The organism is Syntrophorhabdaceae bacterium (assembly GCA_036504895.1).
Taxonomy (GTDB): Bacteria; Desulfobacterota; Syntrophorhabdia; order Syntrophorhabdales; family Syntrophorhabdaceae; genus PNOM01.
In genome coordinates this window covers 1-17,328 of the sequence record DASXUJ010000088.1, presented here as the reverse complement: position 1 = coordinate 17,328, position 17,328 = coordinate 1, and the positions used below count along the sequence as shown (strand labels likewise).

General features: G+C 50.9%; 12 protein-coding genes. 7 read left to right on the top strand and 5 right to left on the bottom strand.

What is annotated here, in order from left to right; genetic code table 11:
• The first annotated feature begins 1 nt into the window (after position 1).
• The gene (gene rmuC, locus VGJ94_12435) at positions 2–1,405 is read left to right on the top strand and encodes a DNA recombination protein RmuC (protein HEY3277419.1); all 1,404 of its coding nucleotides are present in this window, start codon (positions 2–4) and stop codon (positions 1,403–1,405) included.
• Positions 1,395–1,595: a hypothetical protein gene (locus VGJ94_12430; GenBank protein ID HEY3277418.1), complete on the top strand. Its 201-nt coding sequence runs from the start codon at positions 1,395–1,397 to the stop codon at positions 1,593–1,595. The genes rmuC and VGJ94_12430 overlap by 11 nt, the downstream gene beginning before the upstream one ends.
• 686 nt (positions 1,596–2,281) lie before the next feature.
• On the opposite strand, the gene VGJ94_12425 is transcribed toward VGJ94_12430, so the two are convergent.
• On the bottom strand, positions 2,282–3,610 hold the full coding sequence (locus VGJ94_12425; protein HEY3277417.1) for a Fic family protein: 1,329 nt from the start codon (positions 3,608–3,610) through the stop codon (positions 2,282–2,284).
• Positions 3,611–4,352: 742 nt separating this feature from the next.
• Between VGJ94_12425 and VGJ94_12420 the strand changes: the two genes are divergently transcribed.
• The 5 genes from VGJ94_12420 (at position 4,353) to VGJ94_12400 (ending at position 12,745) form a co-directional block, all read left to right on the top strand.
• On the top strand, positions 4,353–5,450 hold the full coding sequence (locus VGJ94_12420; protein ID HEY3277416.1) for a DNA cytosine methyltransferase: 1,098 nt from the start codon (positions 4,353–4,355) through the stop codon (positions 5,448–5,450).
• 8 nt (positions 5,451–5,458) lie between these two features.
• On the top strand, positions 5,459–8,431 hold the full coding sequence (locus tag VGJ94_12415) for an ATP-binding protein (protein HEY3277415.1): 2,973 nt from the start codon (positions 5,459–5,461) through the stop codon (positions 8,429–8,431).
• Positions 8,424–10,196 (top strand): response regulator receiver domain, encoded by a 1,773-nt coding sequence (locus VGJ94_12410; GenBank protein ID HEY3277414.1) that lies wholly within the window; start codon positions 8,424–8,426, stop codon positions 10,194–10,196. Before VGJ94_12415 ends, VGJ94_12410 begins: the two co-directional genes overlap by 8 nt.
• A 5-nt stretch (positions 10,197–10,201) precedes the next feature.
• Positions 10,202–10,627: a very short patch repair endonuclease gene (locus VGJ94_12405; protein HEY3277413.1), complete on the top strand. Its 426-nt coding sequence runs from the start codon at positions 10,202–10,204 to the stop codon at positions 10,625–10,627.
• A 984-nt stretch (positions 10,628–11,611) separates the two neighbouring features.
• A complete protein-coding gene (locus VGJ94_12400) occupies positions 11,612–12,745 on the top strand; it encodes a serine hydrolase domain-containing protein (protein ID HEY3277412.1) in 1,134 nt (377 codons plus the stop codon).
• 571 nt (positions 12,746–13,316) lie between these two features.
• Here the strand turns inward: VGJ94_12400 and VGJ94_12395 are convergent.
• The 4 genes from VGJ94_12395 to gatB form a co-directional block, all read right to left on the bottom strand.
• Positions 13,317–13,559 carry a hypothetical protein gene (locus VGJ94_12395; protein HEY3277411.1) on the bottom strand — a complete coding sequence of 81 codons (243 nt, stop codon included), beginning with the start codon at positions 13,557–13,559 and terminating at the stop codon, positions 13,317–13,319.
• Between the two features lie 166 nt (positions 13,560–13,725).
• Complete coding sequence (locus VGJ94_12390) at positions 13,726–14,493, bottom strand: SAM-dependent chlorinase/fluorinase (protein HEY3277410.1); 768 nt, start codon at positions 14,491–14,493, stop codon at positions 13,726–13,728.
• Between the two features lie 2 nt (positions 14,494–14,495).
• Positions 14,496–15,533, bottom strand: a complete 1,038-nt coding sequence (gene mtnA, locus VGJ94_12385) for an S-methyl-5-thioribose-1-phosphate isomerase (protein HEY3277409.1) — start codon at positions 15,531–15,533, stop codon at positions 14,496–14,498.
• 7 nt (positions 15,534–15,540) lie between these two features.
• The gene (gene gatB / locus VGJ94_12380; protein HEY3277408.1) at positions 15,541–16,992 is read right to left on the bottom strand and encodes an Asp-tRNA(Asn)/Glu-tRNA(Gln) amidotransferase subunit GatB; all 1,452 of its coding nucleotides are present in this window, start codon (positions 16,990–16,992) and stop codon (positions 15,541–15,543) included.
• Positions 16,993–17,328 lie beyond the last annotated feature (336 nt).

The following is a 17,328-nucleotide window of genomic DNA, read 5'->3' as shown; positions in this document are numbered from 1 at the left end:
GATGATAACCCTTACAGAGATAGGCGCCCTGGTGCTCGGTCTCATTGCGGGCTCGGCGGTCGCATGGATATGGGCCGCATCCGCCTCGCGCAGGAGCATCTCGGAATCTGCGGCCGCGGCGGGGAGCGCCGAAGCCGTCGGGCAGGAGCTGCGCCGCCGGATTGAAGCCGACGAGCGGGAAAAGGCGGCGTTAAGAGTTGAATTGACCCGCGAGCAAGGCGCGAGGATCGAAGCGGCAACGAGACTCGACGCAGCGGAAAAGAGCCTGGAAGCGGAAAAGAGGCTCCTCGAAGGGCTGAAGAAGGAGATGTCCGACACCTTCAACGCCCTTTCGTCCCGGGCGTTAAAGGCAAGCAGCGAAGACTTCATAAGGGTCGCATCCCTCCACCTGGAAAAGGTAATCGAGATCGCAAAAGGCAATCTCGGCGAGCACCAGGCCGCCATGGACGGCATGATCGCACCCCTCAAGGAGACGCTCAGGCGCTACGAAGAAGAGCTGAAGGCCATGGAGCAGGGGAGGCTCAAGGCCCACGGAAGCTTGGAAGAGCAGCTGAGGGCACTGGCGCTCAGCCACGAGAGCCTGCAGAAGGAGACGGGAAACCTCGTCTCCGCCCTCCGGAGGCCGGAGATCAGGGGCCGCTGGGGCGAGATGCAGCTTAAACGGGTGGCCGAGCTCTCCGGCATGTCCGCCCATTGCGATTTCACCGAGCAGTGCTCGATAGATACGGACAAAGGCAGGGTGAGACCCGACATGGTGATCCACCTCCCCTCGGACCGGGAAATAGTGGTAGATTCGAAAGTATCCCTCGACGCCTATCTGGACGCCGTCGCCGATCCCACGGAGGAAAGCAGGGCCGCCAAAATCGTACGACACGCCCAGCAGGTGAGGGCCCACATGAACCGCCTCTCCTCAAAAGAATACTGGAGCCAGTTCGCCAAATCCCCCGAATTCGTGATCCTCTTCATCCCGGGAGAATCCTTCCTCGGCGCGGCCCTCGACAAAGACCCGTCCTTGATAGAGGATGGCATCCAGAAAGGGGTGATCGCCGCTACACCCACCACCTTCATCGCCTTACTCAGGGCCATAGCCTTCGGCTGGAGGCAGGAGCAGATCACGAAAAACGCTGCTGAGGTGAGCCTCTTAGGGAAGGAGCTCTACGACAGGGTCTCCACCATGGCAAAACACTTCGAAGACCTGGGAAACCACATCAGAAAGACCACCGATGCGTATAATAAGACAGTAGGCTCCATGGAAGCACGCATCCTCCCGAGTGTCAGGAGATTCAAAGACCTCGGGGTCACAGGCGCGGCAGAGATACCCATAATAGACCAGATAGACGCAATGCCGAGAAGCACGGAGGGGCTCAAATCGGAGAACCCGGAGGAGGGAGGAAATGGAGAATAAGGCGCAGCTGAGGATAGTCCTGAAACGGCTCATGGAAGAGAACCGCTACGACCTCGAAGAATACGGAAAATGGAAAGAACGGGCGGAAAAAGCAGGAGAAACGGCAGCAGCCGAGAGCCTGGAAAAGGCGAGGCAGTGCATAGCCGAAGGGAATAAGGCCCTCGGGAAGGCGCTGGAGGGAATCACGTAAAGACGCAAAAAAAAAGATACCTGAAATAGAAGAAGCAAAAGCCGGAAAGGTGAGAAACGTAAGAAGGGCGGGAAAAGGATATATCCTTTTCCCGCCCTTCTATGTGAAGTTGGAGCGACGGCAGGTCCGACCCTTCGATTATGCCGATTGCTAATTATCTGCTAATAGATTTAGCATTAGCAGATAATTCGGGCCGGACCGTTATAGGGAAGAGGTCAAAAGTGAAAATCACGGGGAAGACGATCGCGAAGGCCATGGCGAAGGCCACAACAGCAACCACGGCAACTGACACGGCAAAGGACATGTAGGCCACGGCAAAGGACAGGGCGTTGCGTCGGGTTTTGCGCGTGGGGAGCGGACGCGCGGGCTTCGGGGGCAATTCCTTCCGCTCCGCCTGCTCCGTTGGCTGGACCCAAGACGCTCCCGGGCTCCTCGCGCTCAGTGCGCAGATTGTCTCGTGAGTGCGGTACATCGGTCGGCCGCAAACCCGGCTGGTCCTGTCCGGCCCGATCCACCTATCCGGCGCGCGTGCCGACTACGCCGTCACCGGAACCCTTCGCTGCAGGGTCCCCCAGCCACTACGCAAGTCGCTCCAGGAATTACCCCCGAAGCCCGCGCGTCAGGGGAGTGGGGAGGGTTGGCTGTTTTTAGTGCCACTCCACGACATGGCGGAGCGCAGGGATACGTCAGGAAGCGTGGGCCAGACGGGCTGCCAGATCTTGTGCTGCCACAAAATAGAACCTCTTTCCCCTTACCTTTTTTTCGAGCAGCTTCGCATTGGTGAGGTCTAAAATATCCGTGCGTGCGGTTTGATGCACTACGTGGTATGTCTGCATGAGGTCCTTGAGGGTGATCTCAACCCCCGGATCTTCGAGTACCCGCCGAAGGACCTCCTGCTGCCGATGGTTAAGGCCGGGGAAGGCGGAAAACTCCCGGGCGGAAACCTGTCTTTCCACTCCTTTCCGCTCAAGGTATTCATGGAGCTGATCGAGGGCGGCAGAGATGGTCTTGAGATTAAAGGCGATGAAATAAGTCATGTCCCCTTCGTCCGTCTCGGAATAGAGAAAGGACCGGTAATAGTCTGCGCGCGATCTAAGGATAGATTTTGAAATGGAAATATATTCAAACAGAGGATAATGATTTCGCAGCATGTTCCAATAGAACAAGGCTCGGGCTGTCCTGCCGTTCCCGTCGTGAAAGGGGTGGATATAGGCGAGCCAGAAATGAAGAACGATACCTTTGATGACGGGATGGATGAACTCCTCCAGAGCCCGGTTGGCAAAGTCGCACAGTTTTCCGATTTCCTCCTCAATATGTTCGGGCGGCGTAGGCACGTGGAGAATATCCCCACGAAAATTCATGACATAGACGGGCTTGTCCGATGCGGTGCGGAACCTTCCCGCATGGGCCTTACTATCGAGAGTATCCCTGGTCATCGACTCCTGCAGCTCCTTGAGCAGGACAGGGGATGCAGGAAATTCGATTAAGTCTTTGATTCTCGATATGGTCGCGTAATTATTGTAAATCATCTGCTGCGACCGGTCCTTTGGTTTTTCGCCGCGTTGAAGCATCTCCTTTGCCTGATTTGTCGTAGTAACGGCTCCCTCGATCTGACTGGAGGCAATTGCCTCTTCCATGATCGAATTAAGAAGAAACAGTTTTCTTTCACTCCCTTGTACCGCGAGATTCCCGGTGATGACAGCTCCCGAAGCATCCCGATTTATCTGATAAAGATATTCCAGAACGCGGTCGGGCTGCCAATAGGTGAAGTTATTATTGGTGTCGCGGTTTACCAGGGGAAGGTCCCTTGCGTTGAGCGTTCGGGACAGCTTGAGTGCCGCCCAGGCGGATTCACGGGAAATTCCCTCCGGTACGAGATACTTAAACTTATCCCAATATATATAATCCCGATTGCCTTTCCGGATAGCCTCCTGCAGAGCACGAGGGGGAGAGGCGAGAATCTCGGAAGAGATATATTTGCGCCAATTCAGCGGAGGTTTTTCCGGAATCTTCATCTTGTACTCCCTTCGGGTTTTCGAGTGCTAAATATCTGCTAATAATTTTAGTATTAGTATAACACGACAATTACCAATTATCTACTAATAAGCTTTAGTATTAGCAGATAATTCGGGACTGGGATAGGGTAAGAGGTCTAGCGCGAAAATTACCACCAATACCACAGCGTCGGGTTTTGCGCGATGTGAGTGGGACGCGCGGGCTCCGGGGGCAATTCCTTCCGCTCCGGCTGCTCCGTTGGCTGGACCCAAGACGCTCTCGGCTTCCTCGCGCTCAGTGCGCAGAATGTCTTCGGAGCATGGTAAATTGGTCGTTCGCAAACCGGCTGGTTTTGTAGGGTTCAATCCACCTATCCGGCGCGCGTGCCGGCTGCGCCGTCACCGGAACCCTCCGCTGCAGGGGCCCCCAGCCACTCCGCAAGTCGCTCCAGGAACCGCCCCCGAAGCCCGCGTGTCAGGAGGAGTAGGGAGGGTTTGGCTATTCGGCCCTGCAAATGATAAATTATTACGAAATTCAAATTTCAAGGTCCGACTCTTCTGGTTTAGCAAGAAACTAATTATTGGTTTAACGTTTTTTACATGGGAGTGCCATTAGTTCAATGAGAGTATGTGGAAAATAACCTTGAAAAACGATGTACCTAAATGGTACAAAGTTACAAACATGCATGAATTCAATAAATGAATAGTATTAATGATAAGCTGAATTTTGAGACTTTTCTTACATTCTATAGGTTCGGAAGATTTGACGAACACGAACTTCAGCTGTATTGATCTTTTTGCAGGTGCCGGAGGATTATCTCTTGCTGCAATGAATATCGGTCTCAAAGTGCAGGTTGCCATAGAGAAAAACCGGCATGCCTGTGACACCTACAGACATAATTTAATCAAAACAAACAAAATCCCTAGCCTATACGGCGACATACTTGATGTTTCCCCATCTTTTGTTGCCAAAAAACATTTTTCAGAAGGCAACTGCTGTGATATTGTCTTGGGTGGCCCACCCTGTCAAGGGTTTTCCGTTCATCGACTCAATGATGCCGGTGTTGATGATCCTAGAAATAAATTAATATTGCGATACTTTGAATTTGTAGATAGGCTGAAGCCCAAAGTTTTTTTGATGGAAAATGTTCCCGGAATTCTCTGGCCTCGTCATCAAGAATATCTGAATAAATTCTATGAAAAAGCTAGAACGACCGGTTATTATCTTCATGATCCAGTAATTTTGGATGCAAGGGACTTTGGAGTACCTCAACGCAGAAAACGTGTTTTTATCCTAGGGGTGAGGAATGATGTTCCATTCGGTACAACTTGGCCACCATCACCGACCTGTGGCAACGAAAAGGCCAGAAGGGAAAATCCTCGGTTAAAGCCTTGGCAAATGGCAAGAGACATTTTCACAACGCCTCCACCACCGGGGGATATGAACAATTATCATATGACGCATTCATTGGAAATTGTTGATTTATTTAGGTCAACTCCATTAAATGGAGGAAGTCGCCTTCAGTCGAAACGTACTTTGCCGTGTCACAAAAATCATACTGGACATAAAGACGTGTACGGGAGGATAAACCCCTTACAACCAGGGCCCACCATGACAACGGCTTGTGTAAATCCATCCAAAGGAAGGTTCGTCCATCCGACGGAACATCATGGGATTACCATCCGACAAGCGGCTCGTTTTCAAACTTTCCCAGATTGGTTTACATTTAAGGGTGGGTTGATAGCTGCGGGAGAGCAGATTGGGAATGCAGTGCCCATTAAGCTTGGAGAGGTTTTGCTTAGCAACATTCTGCTGGGGCTCCAAAAAGGATTATCGCAGAATTTATCAAATGGTACATAAGGGATAGAATGGTCGAATCAATAGCGTTTAAAACTAGGGCAAGAACCATCGATCATCTCGGTCGCGAACAGATTGCTGATTGTCCTACCGCAATTTCCGAACTCTGGAAAAATGCCTACGATGCATATGCTCGCGAAGCATCTCTGCACATTCTTGATGGAAATGTGCCCATAGCAGCCATTTTTGATAACGGGTTTGGCATGAGCTATCAGGAATTCGTAGAAAAATGGCTTGTAGTTGGCACAGAATCGAAGGCATATGATTTAGATGTACCAGCGGATGATCGCAATGGTCTACCTCATAGAGAAAAACAAGGCCAAAAGGGGATAGGTCGTCTTTCATCAGCCTATCTCGGTTCACTACTTTTTCTAGTTTCAAAACGCAAAAATACATCTTTCGTCGCTGCTCTTATTGACTGGCGTCTTTTTGAGAATCCATTCCTCTACCTGCAGGACATTGAAATACCGGTTGTAGAATTCGATGAAAAGAATGACGTGTGGATGCACATCGGAATTTTATTCGACAAAATGATGGGCAACATATGGGGGAACGGGAATGACGGAGCTCGCGATGAACGAATTGTATCTGGATGGGAAATATATGATGCCTTAGAAAAAAAAGAAGGGCGACCTTCTACTAAGGCGGCCATAGAAGAGACTTTAATTGCGACAACCTTTACTGAAAGACATCTTGAGAACTGGCCGGTTTGGGCGAATGCGTCTTCGCATGGAACGGCAATGCTCATGGCCAATATTACGTACGATCTGGAGGCACAGTTATATGGAACCGCGACCGCAACCGAAGGGGATGCGCTCCAAAGTGCAAAAGATAAACTTTTCCAAACGCTGTCGAACTTCACTGACCCTTTTGTTGATCCTCATGAGGCGGTGACATATTTCGGAGCGGATGATTTTAGGTATTCTGTTACCGCTTGGGAGGGTTCGTTAAGTCGCCCCATTATCTCAGATGAACGAGAATTCGATTACGAAAATCTTGAGGAACTGGAGCACGTTCTTGAAGGCGAAATTGATATTAATGGAATTTTTCGGGGAAAAGTTAGGGTCTTCGGTAAATGGCTCGAAGGTGAGATAATCATCAATCCTGCGTATGCGGTGCCCACTCGTTCGGATTCGCGAGTAGGTTCATTCCATCTAAGGATTGGTACGTTTGAGCAACGGATCGACAACACAACCCATCCAGCCGAAGTGCATGCAAAACTCATGGAACAGGCAATCAAATACGGAGGATTCTTGGTCTATAGAAATGGCCTTCGTGTCATGCCCTATGGACGTGAAGATAATGATTTCTTTGAAATTGAGTTACGCAGAACGAAACATTTTGGACGGGAATTCTGGTCTTATCGGCGTCTTTTTGGTCGCGTAGCGCTGACTAGGCAGGAGAATCCCAATTTACGCGATAAAGCAGGTCGTGAGGGTATCATTGATAACAAAGCAGCAAAAGTATTTCGCGATATTATTATAAATATTCTGAAGGAAAGTGCGCGGCGTTTTTATGGGACCAATTCAAATATAAGGGATCAAGTGCTTCCGGAAATTCAAGAAAATTACGCAAAACAGAAGGCCGAGGAAGCGCAAACGAAGCTTAAAGCGCGAAGAAAAAGAGAATTTCGTGCTCGCTTAATGACTAATCTGCCTGAGATACAATTAGTAGAACGCGAACTTACTCAACTGGCAATGACAGCTCAGGCCGATTCATTGCCTACAACCGAGGTGGAGTTGCTGGCTATAAGACGGCGCCTATTAGAACTGAAGGAACATCGAGCGCAGCTTGCACTTGGCCCGGCACCCAATGTCTTGGGAACGATGGAATCAGATTATAGAGATTTTAAGAGCCATGATAGCCTTTCCGGTGATCTTATTGCCAGGCTCACCGTCTCCGTCTCTCATCGACTGGAAAAAATTAAACCGAAATCATCTAAAGACGTAGCGTACTCTGAGATTAGTCGGAATGCTGTTTACTTGCAAAACCGACTTAGAAAATGGGCCGCTGAAACAAAAGATATTCTGAGCAGTGAGATCAAACGAATTTCGGACTTAATTGATGATAGGAACAAGCGCTACCACAGCAAAATGTTACCGTTGCTCGATGACTTGGAACACGGCCGAACAACTCTCGGTCAGGTTCTCGATAAGCTTGAACTTGAGAGGGAGAAGCAAGACCGCGAAAATTCAGATCTTTTCGAACCATATGTTGCAACTTTGAAAAGCTTGCAGGAAAGCATAGATATTGAGACTATGCTCACCTTTACTATGGAACAATCGGCAGATTTGCGTCAAGAAATCGATCGGTTGAATGCTTTGGCGCAATTAGGCATAACGGTGGAAATTATAGGTCACGAAATTGAAGGTCTCGAAATGACTATTTCGCGAGGTTTGGAACATTTGTCAGAGACCGCAAGAGTTAATCCAACGTTTGAGATGGTCCGCTCCGCGCACAATGCGCTGGTTGATCGGCTCCGCTTCCTTTCTCCATTGAAGCTTTCGGGTGAGAAAGCCAAAAATTGGATTGATGGGAAGAAAATCATTGATTATGTCGAGGAATTTATGGGGGAATCTCTTGAACGACGAGACATTTCTCTTACCGCTACTTCGGAATTTCTTAAATTTAGCGTATACGAACAGGCGTCCCGGATCTTTCCAGTTTTTATCAACTTAGTTAATAATGCCGCTTATTGGGTCAGTCAGTCACGCGGAAGTGCTAAAAAGATCTTACTTGATATAATTGATGGAAAAGTGGTCGTAGCCGACGACGGCCCCGGTGTAGAGAAGGACGACCTAAAGAATCTGTTTACCCTTTTCTTTACCAGAAAAATTCGCGGTGGGCGAGGAGTCGGCCTCTACCTCTGCCGTGCTAATCTAGCCGCAGGAGGTCATACGATCAGATATGCGACCGAAAACCGCTTCTGCAGGCTTCGGGGAGCAAATTTCGTTATTGATTTCAAGGGGACTAGATATGAGTAATTATACGGAATCAATCGTGGGTTATGATCAACTTATCCAAGAAGTTTTTATTGACCCGATTAGAACGGTTATTGTCATTGATGATGAGTACCCTACATTGGATAGTTTTGCTGCAAAAGAATTGAACCTGGAAGGTGCCTGGAAGGGTAAAAATCAAGATGTTGAGCATGTTCGTCAACTTCTCGAATTTGCCAGAAAGAAAGAAAGTCCGTGGCTTGTCGATGTTCATGACGGTAGGAAAATAACTGTTGCAAAGGAGGAAGTGTTCGCGCCGCATCTGCATCATTCCGATTTACTAATACTAGATTACAATCTCGAGGACAGTCTAGGAGTAAAAGGCGAGGCGGCGATAAACATATTGAGGAAGCTTGCTGAAAACGATCACTTTAATTTGGTTATTGTCCATACGAAAGACGATCTTGAGATGGTAGTCCGCGAAATTGCATTAGGCCTGTCTTATCCTGATGCTGCATTGCGTTTAACAGAGGACGAACAGGAATCATTGAACAATGCTTTGGAGCAATGGGAAAATGAAACAGAAGAAATCATCTCATTGCTTGACAGAGAAATCTCGGAGAGTACATATCTGCAAGTAAGAACACGAAACACAGAAATTTGTGCCGCCCTCCTGGGGACACCCGAGGGATCGAGAATCATCGACCTTTGGAAATCAAGACCCAGAGAAGTCAAAATTAATCCAAGGGATCTCGCCAAGTGGCTCTTACTGCAAAAACAGGGGAAACTTACGAAAAAGTTTTCCTCGCACGATCTTGGAGGGGTTCAGGTCAGCAATTCAGGTGACATTAATTGGATAAGAACCGACCGGTTATTTGTGACGGTGCTCTCAAAATCGCACTCTCCAGAATCCTTTGAGTGCAAGTTATTAGAGGCCATAAGAACATCATTTCCGTCGCCTCACCGCCTTTTATTAGCTAAAATGAGAACTGAAATTGACCAACATGGAGTAATCGCTGAGGCGGCAATCCTCCGCAATAAACATATTCAAGTGGAATGGTTAAGTGATTTTCTCGAACCTGATCCGGTCGATCAAAAAGGCATTATTTATAACACAATAGAGAGGCACTGGGAGGCGCTTGGGGACCAACTGCAATCAACCCTCAGCGATTTTGCGGAACGATTATATGCAAGTTTTGCCAGATTGGACACGGGTGAGGTAATAAGTGAGTGCGGTCTTGACAAAACGGATGTTGGCTCGCCCGACACTCTGATGTCCTTTAATTGGTTTACAAGCACAAAACCGATTGATAGATCACATTTAACAACCGGCCATGTTTTTAATATCATAGGTCAGGAAGAAGGACTTTGGATCTGCCTATCTCCTGCTTGCGATATGGTTCCAGATCGGACATTAGATTCAAGCCTTGCAGATTGTCGTCCATTTATAGCTGTGCAGCTTCACAGAATAACGCGTAATAATGCTTTAAGAAATGCTACTAAGAACATTTATCTTTTTCTTCAAATAGGAGGAAATATAGAGGCTTTCAGCATTCATAAAGAGGGCGATATAATTTCAAATCCCGAATGGAAGCAAATGCTGGCTGGCAATAGGGGAAGGTTTCATGAAGGCACAAATCTCAGCGTAGGTTGGATTGACCAAAAAGATGGAGTGCTAGGCCTTTGTTGGAGCGAAGCATCTGCTCTAGCTCAACTTCGCTCAGAATATGCACTTAACTTGCTTCAACGTATAGGTATTTTTCTTTCTCGCCCTGGCTTAGGAATTAATTTCAAAGCACTTTCAGGATAGCAAAAATGGACAGACTTTCTCCAGACAAGCGATCCAGCAATATGGCTGCGGTGCGAGGAAAAAATACTTCTCCGGAATTAACGGTGCGTCGGTTGCTTCATGCCATGGGATATCGATTTCGTTTGCACGCAAAGAAATTACCCGGTAAACCGGATATCGTGCTCGCCAAATATAAAATTTGTATTTTTGTGCACGGTTGCTTTTGGCACCAACATGCAGGCTGTAAAAGAGCGACCGTTCCCGGTACTCACAAAAAATTCTGGGAAGACAAATTTCGCCAAAATATAGAACGAGACGCTAAGATACAGAAAGAACTTGAAAATTCGGGTTGGCATATAATTATTATTTGGGAATGCGAAACCAAAACACCTACCAAGCTATGTCATGTTCTCTTTGAAGATTCAAAAATAGGGCTAGCGATGGGGACATAGCTAGATAATTAGTTCTGAGGGACAACTGCAAACAGCGCGGACGTCTGATAGACTACCACGCGAGAATGAATTTGTACCCTTGTGCAAGATATCGAGGCTGAGCGGCAGGTCGAGGAGAGTGGAATAGCCGGAATATTTCTGCTATAATTCAATATCAATAGGCACAGAGGAACCCCATGTTAAAGAGACGCTTTGCCGTGTTCGGCATCATTATATTTGCTGCATCATTATTTCCCTGGAATGCTTTCGCAATAGATCGTGTTCAAAACAACGACTTTACGACGCAGACCTGGACAAAGGAGAAGAAACATTCCAAAGCCGGACAGGGAAAAATAACTTCCAGCAAAAAGCCGAAGGCGACCAAGAGAAAAGCCTGAAGGGGCATCTTCGGGTGATAGGGCATCACCTAAGAAACCGATTCGCAACAAAAATGTTTCTTTATTTCCTGAGCATCGCTGACAGTGGTGCTGACTTCCGTTCATTCTAATACGCATTTGATCCAACCTGATAGGGGGCGCTGCTGACGGACAGATGTCCGGCAATGAGTGAATTAGGGACGCTCATTAAATTATCAAATTTATTTATCAATATAGTTGCGTACATGCCCAATAAATAGCTGCCCATGCCCTGGACCCGCCTTACCCGCGGATAGCCATAACACCCAGACACCGCCGTCCCCTCCGAACCCTCAATTCTTTGCCCCGGCATTCTATTAATCCTGGATTAATAGAATGCCGGCTGCAGTGGGCACTGGAAAAAGGGCGATGGTTCAGATGGGCCGCCAGATGAGCATTAGAGCCTGTCGGCGTATATTCATACGCCAGAAGGCCTAAGCGGAACCTGGTGGTGCATATGGGCCATTTCCCTTTTTCCAGTGACCGTCCACGTGAACACCAGCATTTCTTTCCCTCCCCTCTTTGCTTAAGTCCCTGCCCGCACACACGATAATTCTATTGATACGCTCATCCCGCGCAAGGAGAAGAAATGAACTTCAGAAAGACTTTATGCCTTCTTATTGCCCTTGCCTTTATCGGCCTTACCCTGATAAGTGCCCCTCCCGCCCATGCAGAGGCCCGGCAGACGGTGGCACAGATCATACACTCTTATTTCAAGGACAATAACCTGCCCGGGCTCGTGGTGAGCGTCAAGAAACGGAACCAGCATTCCCTCTACGTCCATGGGAAGGCGAACCTGGAGCTCAACAGCCTGATGCGATCGGACAGTATCTTCAGGATCGCGTCGGTCTCCAAGCTTTTCACGACCCTGGGCATTCTCGTCCTGAAGGACCGGGGGCTTCTTTCCGTCAATGACAAGCTCTCCTCCTATCTTCCCGCCTTTCCCTACGCGGACCAGATCACTATCAAGAACCTTCTCCAGCACACCTCCGGCATCCCCGATTTCTCGGAGATCGAAGGATATGACGCCAACCGGGCGAAGGACTGGACCCCTGGGGAGCTTGTCACCCTCACCACCGACTACATCAATGCAAAAGGAAGCCTCGACTTCGCCACCGGCACCGATGCCGTGTACAGTAATACGAATTTCGTGCTCCTGGGCCTGATCATCGAGCAGGTCTCGGGCAAGGCGTACAGTGAATTTATCGCCGAAAACGTGGTGACGCCCCTTGGCATGAGGAAGACCGGAGTGGGCAGCGACACGGATCTCGTGCCTCATCGGGTCTCGGGCTATACGGTCGACAATGGCAAGACCGTGAACGCCACGTTTGTAAGCGTGGTGGCGCCCTTTGCCACCGGGGATTTCCTTTCCACTCCCGCTGAGGTGGTGAAATTCCAGAAGGCCTTCACCCCCGGCGTGCTTCTCACCCGGGGGACTATCGACGAGATGATGGAACAGACTATCCTCAACAACGGGACCCCCTATGTGAATCCGGGCACCGGCGGAGACTCCTCTTTCGGCTACTGCTGGGAGCTGATAAAAATGGCGGGCAAAACGGAATGGGTCTATACCAAGAGCGGGGGCATCTCCGGTTTCTTCGCCTATTTCCTCTATTTCAAGGGCGCCGACGTAGCCGTCGCCATTTCCACCAACGCCCAGGGCAATTTCAACCTCGTCCAGCTCGGCCTGAGCATAGGCACTGCATTAAATGCCATGAGATAATAATTCATTCACTATATGGTAGGCGCGGATAGGCGTCCTTACCACGGGAGTCCCGACCCACCTTACGCGCATTAATAATGCCGGCACACAGATTATCTTATCTGATCCCCCCGATCCCTACCAGCCGCTGTCAGGTGTTCATGTGGTTTATGCGGGACTAAATGTTCCCCTGGTCCTGCTTCACGGAGTCGGGAGGGTTTCATGCTCCCTGCGCCTTGCGAGCGCTGTTGGGTCTCCCGCTTGGAGAGCAGGAACGGCCCGAAGGGCAGCCACTCGTGTTGAGGAGGTACGACGAATTGGGTGGCTGAGTGCTCGACGGGCCTTGGTGGGTAACAGGCGCAGCCGAAGCGGGGAGCATGAAACCCTTGCGACTCCGTGGCCACCCAATTCGGAAAATACATCAGATTCGATTTTTGATTCGGTCCAAAAGGAAGAATACGATTATAAACAAATCGGGGGCCGGTGGTACCGGTCCCCGATTAGGAGCAATTCCATGGTCTGACGGTCTCCTGAACTTTCTCTCCCACTATTTTAGCGGGGGTAGTATAAGGACCCGAGTTCCGACCTGTGATCAATACGGATAATAGCCGGGATTGTACGCGGAATTATAGGCATAGCCCGGAGCATATACCGGAGTAAGTCCCGGAATGGAGTTGGGACCCGATATGGAGCCCGAGTCTTTTACGAGCGGAGTCTTATCCATGCTCAATTCAGCGAACATTTTGCCCTCCTGGGGCGCCGCTGCCTGCGTCAGAGTTCCGAATACCAGTGAAAACATGATGAGTGCCGACAGAACACATACCGTTTTTTTCATTTCTAACCCCCTTAGTGTAGTGTGGAATGAAACATTCCTGAAAGGGTTTATCGGTCTCACTATGGGATTTCTTAAGGTTTTTTTAAATATTTTGTATACATAAGTTCGATGCGCGACTATCCTGAATAAATAGTGCCTCCAAACGCCGAAAAAGGAAGATGTGCCGCTATGTGGCTCTAATCCTCACCTCCTGGCCCTTTACCGCCGCCGCGAAAGCTTGGAAGCTTCCCTTGAAAACGCCGAATTCGAGGTATCCCGAGCTGCCGATGAGGCACGTGACCTCCTGTTCATAATAGCTGCGGGATAAGGCGTGGAATTCCATCCCACCCGTCTCTATCACGAAAGGAGCCGCGAGGAAAGGCTTGATCCTCTCTCCGGAAATGTTGGTGATGCCGTTCCCGAACCTGTCGAATCGCACGATCTTTCCTCTTATGAGATTTTCTTCCATTTCGGGAAGAAGTCCGGGCAGGGTGACAGGATCGTGTAGGGCGGGACCGAACTCCCGGGGCATAATTCCCCGTGAAAGGTGGGCGGCCGCGGGGGAGAAGATGTCTCTGCCGTGAAATGTGGCGCTCACCGGCAGGTGCATAAACGCCTGATTCTCAACTACATAGACTTCAGGGGCTTCGCCCATCACAAGGGTGAAGATGCCGTTGTCGGGCCCCACGAAATAACGGCCCTCACTCACCAGGATAATGGGTCTCCTCGCACTGCCGACAGTAGGATCGACTATGGCCGCATGGATGCTCCCCTCTTCGAACCAGCGGAAGTAATCGCCGATCATGAATGCCGCTTCGGTTATATCCTGTGATTCAATTTCATGGGTGATATCGATGACAGTCGCATCGGGGTTGATGGAGGCGATCACTCCCTTCATGATGCCCACGTAGGCATCCTTCAAGCCGAAATCGGTAAGAAGGGTGATGATCTTCACGGTCAGGACGTATGGAGCCTGGTAATTCCTGTTTTGAAGGGCTTTTCGATGACGCCTTTTTCCGTGATGAAGGCGGAGATATACCGGGCCGGCGTCACATCGAAGCTATAATACCTTGCCTTGATGCAATCGAGGGTAATGGGCGTTTTCCTGAGATACTTGACCTCTTTCGAGTCCCTCTCCTCGATTACAATCTCCCCGCCGGTCCTGGTACTCCTGTCAAAGGTCGAGACGGGCGCGGCGACGTAGAAGGGGACGCCGTGCTCGCGGGCCGCCAGGGCGATCATATAAGTGCCGATCTTATTTGCCGTATCGCCGTTTCGGGTGATCCTGTCGGCGCCCACGATAATCTTGTCGATTTTCTGCTTATATAAAAGGAGGCCCGCGTGGTTGTCGGGCACCAGCTCCACGTCTATCCCCTGTTCCGTGAGCTCGTAGGCGGTGAGACGGGCGCCCTGAAAGTAGGGCCTCGTCTCCGTGGCGATCACCTTTATCCCCTTCCCTTCCTCATGGGCCGCACGAATAACGCCCAAAGCGGTCCCGTATCCGCCGGTGGCGAGGGCCCCCGCGTTGCAGTGGGTAAGTATGGTATCGCCGTCGTGAATGAGTGCGGCCCCCAAACGGGAGAGGGTCCTGTTGTTCTCCACGTCTTCCGCGTGGATCGCTACCGCCTCCGCGGTCATGAGGTCGAGGAGGGCGTCGTGGTCCTTGCAACGGCCATAGGCGTCGTTCATCCTTTCAACCGCCCAGGCGAGATTGACCGCAGTCGGTCTCGTGGCGATGAGCCGGCCCGAGACGCGCGCCATGTCCGCCGGGCTGACCCGTCCCTTCTTCGAGAGGAGCCCTGCCAGGGCGATCACCACGCCATAGGCCGCAACCACGCCGATGAGCGGCGCACCGCGCACCACCATCGTACTGATGGCCGCCTCCACGTGGCCGAGCTTCGTGCACTCCATGAATTCTTCACTAAAAGGCAGTTTTCGCTGATCCAGAAGAAAAAGAGAGCCTTCTTTCCAGAAGATGTGCTCCTTCATAGCCATTTATTAATTATTCTCCTTTGAGCTTCTTCAGGAGAAGCTCGTTTAAGAGCTTGGGGTTTGCCTTTCCCTTCGTCTCCTTCATGGCCTGCCCGACGAAGAATCCGAGAAGCTTCTCCTTGCCTGCCCGGAAATCGGCCAGCTCTTTGGGGGAGCGGGCGAGGATGGCGTCAATGCTCGCCTCTAAGGAGGATTCGTCGCTGATCTGGACCATCCCCTTCTCTTCCACGAGCTTTTTAGGGGAGATGGACCGTGCGTAGACTTCGGGAAAGATCTCCTTTCCGATCTTGTTGCTTATGGTCCCGTCTTTGATGAGGCAGAGGAGCTCGGCGAGAAGCACAGGCGTGAGGGGCGCATCCTTGGGAGAGGCATTGCCTGTCTTGAGCTCGCGCAGGAGCTCGCCCATTATCCAGTTACTCACGGTTTTGGGCTCGGGAAAGAGCTTGACCGCCTCTTCGAAATAGTCGGCAAGGGCCCTGTCGGAGACGAGTATCTCCGCGTCATAGCGGGGGAGGCCGAAGGCAGTGATGAACCGCTCCGTCTTCGCCGCGGGCAGCTCGGGAAGGGTCTGCCCTATCTCGCTGATCCATGCATCGTCGACCACCAGGGGAAGGAGGTCGGGCTCGGGGAAATAGCGATAGTCGTGGGCCTCTTCCTTGCCCCTCATCGAGTAGGTGACCCCTTCGTCGGCGTTGAAGAGCCGCGTCTCCTGGACGATCCTGCCCCCCTTCTTCAAGACCTCGATCTGGCGCTCGATCTCGTAGGCGAGGGACCGCTCGATATAGCGGAAGGAGTTGAGGTTTTTCATCTCCGCCCGGGTGCCGAGTTCGGGATCTCCTACCTTGCGAACGGATACGTTGGCGTCGCAGCGGAAGCTCCCTTCCTCCATGTTGCCGTCGCAGATCTCGAGGTAGACGAGGATGTCCCGGAGCGATTTCAGATAGGCGGTGGCCTCTTCGGGGGTAGCGATGTCGGGCTCGCTCACGATCTCGAGCAGAGGCACGCTGGAACGGTTATAGTCGACCATGCTGTAGGTGCTGGTCTCGATGGTCGCCTCGTGGACGAGCTTGCCCGCGTCTTCTTCCATGTGGATGCGCTTGACCCGTATTCTCTTGGTCCCGCTATCCGATGCGATGTCGAGGTAGCCGTCTTCACAGATAGGCAGCTCGTACTGGGAGATCTGGTAGCCCTTGGGGAGGTCGGGGTAGAAATAGTTTTTCCGGGCGAAGATGCTCTTGTGGTTGATCCTGCAGTGGAGCGCGAGGCCGAGCTTGATGGCGAAGTCGACCACTTTCTTGTTGAGCACGGGCAGGGCGCCGGGCAGCCCCATGCAGGTAGGGCAGGTATGGGAGTTGGGCTCGGCCCCGAACTTGGTAGAGCAGCCGCAGAATATCTTCGTATCGGTCAGTAAATGAGCATGAACCTCAAGCCCCATCACGCCTTCATAATCACTATGGTTCACATTGCACCTCGTCCTAGTATTGCCGTTATTATACGATAGAAGGGGCGGGTTTTACAATTTATAAGGGGCTGCGGGGGCGGGCGGAACGGCTATCGGGGGGGGAGGCTGCGGGTTATGCGCAGGAGTTCGCTCGGACGGCTGCTGAATCGGAGGGAATGCTCCATCTCCGCCGCCTGGCTCCGCTTTGGTCCTCTGCCGTACATCGAGTACGGAACCCGTGAAGCAATCACTTTCCCCGTGGCTCTGTTTCCTGATTTTAGGGGATTTTTATAGGGTAATCAGTGAAGAAGTCGCTCTGCCTATGGTGACATATCCCTCCTTCTCGTGGTCTGTGAG

Excerpts from the sequence above, each read along its gene's own strand:
- rmuC (HEY3277419.1), top strand. The coding sequence starts at position 2 with ATGATAACCCTTACAGAGATAGGCGCCCTGGTGCTCGGTCTCATTGCG.
- VGJ94_12430 (HEY3277418.1), top strand. The coding sequence starts at position 1,395 with ATGGAGAATAAGGCGCAGCTGAGGATAGTCCTGAAACGGCTCATGGAA.
- VGJ94_12425 (HEY3277417.1), bottom strand. The coding sequence starts at position 3,610 with ATGAAGATTCCGGAAAAACCTCCGCTGAATTGGCGCAAATATATCTCT.
- VGJ94_12415 (HEY3277415.1), top strand. The coding sequence starts at position 5,459 with ATGGTCGAATCAATAGCGTTTAAAACTAGGGCAAGAACCATCGATCAT.
- VGJ94_12410 (HEY3277414.1), top strand. The coding sequence starts at position 8,424 with ATGAGTAATTATACGGAATCAATCGTGGGTTATGATCAACTTATCCAA.
- VGJ94_12405 (HEY3277413.1), top strand. The coding sequence starts at position 10,202 with ATGGACAGACTTTCTCCAGACAAGCGATCCAGCAATATGGCTGCGGTG.
- VGJ94_12400 (HEY3277412.1), top strand. The coding sequence starts at position 11,612 with ATGAACTTCAGAAAGACTTTATGCCTTCTTATTGCCCTTGCCTTTATC.
- VGJ94_12395 (HEY3277411.1), bottom strand. The coding sequence starts at position 13,559 with ATGAAAAAAACGGTATGTGTTCTGTCGGCACTCATCATGTTTTCACTG.
- mtnA (HEY3277409.1), bottom strand. The coding sequence starts at position 15,533 with ATGGCTATGAAGGAGCACATCTTCTGGAAAGAAGGCTCTCTTTTTCTT.